Origin of the sequence: Candidatus Stoquefichus massiliensis AP9 (genome assembly GCF_000455285.1) — a bacterium.
In the GTDB taxonomy this organism is placed as follows: Bacteria; Bacillota_I; Bacilli_A; order Erysipelotrichales; family Coprobacillaceae; genus Stoquefichus; species Stoquefichus massiliensis.
On record NZ_HG005284.1, the window covers coordinates 232,006 to 232,983 of the forward strand.

At 30.4% G+C, this 978-nt stretch carries 2 protein-coding genes; both read right to left on the minus strand.

Going from position 1 to position 978, the window contains the following annotated elements; genetic code table 11:
- Positions 1-104: 104 nt before the first annotated feature.
- Positions 105-692, minus strand: coding sequence for a peptide chain release factor H (prfH, locus tag BN350_RS01230; protein WP_028041973.1), 588 nt, complete (start codon positions 690-692; stop codon positions 105-107).
- Positions 686-978 (minus strand): RtcB family protein (locus BN350_RS18130; RefSeq protein WP_044600021.1); only part of this gene is annotated, 293 nt, incomplete at its 5' end. The genes BN350_RS18130 and prfH, both read right to left, overlap by 7 nt.

The following is a 978-nucleotide window of genomic DNA, read 5'->3' on the forward strand; positions in this document are numbered from 1 at the left end:
TTATTTATTCTATCATATTATGTAAAGCCTGTCGACCTTCTTTGTCAACAGGCTGAAGCCTTATTTTATAAGGCTCTTTTTTATTTGTTGAGAAGTTTTATAAACTATTTTATTCTTTGAAACTTCATTCCTTTATACACACGTAAAGGTAATCCTCTTTTTAAAAGATTATGTTCATTCCAATTTTCATAATGGATATCTTTATTGATGGATGAACTTACTTCATCTATTTTTTGCATTAATCTTACATATGCAATTTTCTTATTTTGCAGTTGACTTCTTTGATCTTGTGAAACAACAGAAACTCCAGTTGAGATATGAATAGCTCTAATCGCTGTTGAGACTTTATTCACATTTTGTCCACCTTTACCCTGTGAACGAAAAACTTCATATTTTATATCATTTTGATTCTTTATACCCTTTTCTTCCTTTAATATGGAAACGTCAACAAACCAGTTCTTTCTTTTATGATGTTTCCTAAATGGACTTTCACATATCCATTGAATGGTCCCTTCTAATGAAGACAAATCCTTTTCCGAGTAAAAGACAACACTCTTTAAACAATTTTTATGACTTTTGTTAATAGAAACAACATCTAATCCTTTAAATTCTTTTAAAAACTCCTGATAAACTCTATAACAAGCATATTCACATTCTTTTGGCCCTTGACCACTACTCACTTGTATTAACATTTATATGTCACCAGTGGTTTTAATCTTGCAACTAACTCAATAACCCGATATTCCAATAACACATCAATAATATGATGAATATCCTTGTATGCTTCACTTGCTTCTTCATAAAGAACAGCTTTATCATAAGTGATAACTCTACTTCCTAACTGTGATACTTTTAGTTTATCTTTCTTATATTTTGTTTCTAGTCTCCCTTTACATAAATGACGTGGCCATTTTCTTCCCGCTCCATGAGAAATTGAATAAAGAGTAGACTCTTGAGAAATACACTTCACAATATAAG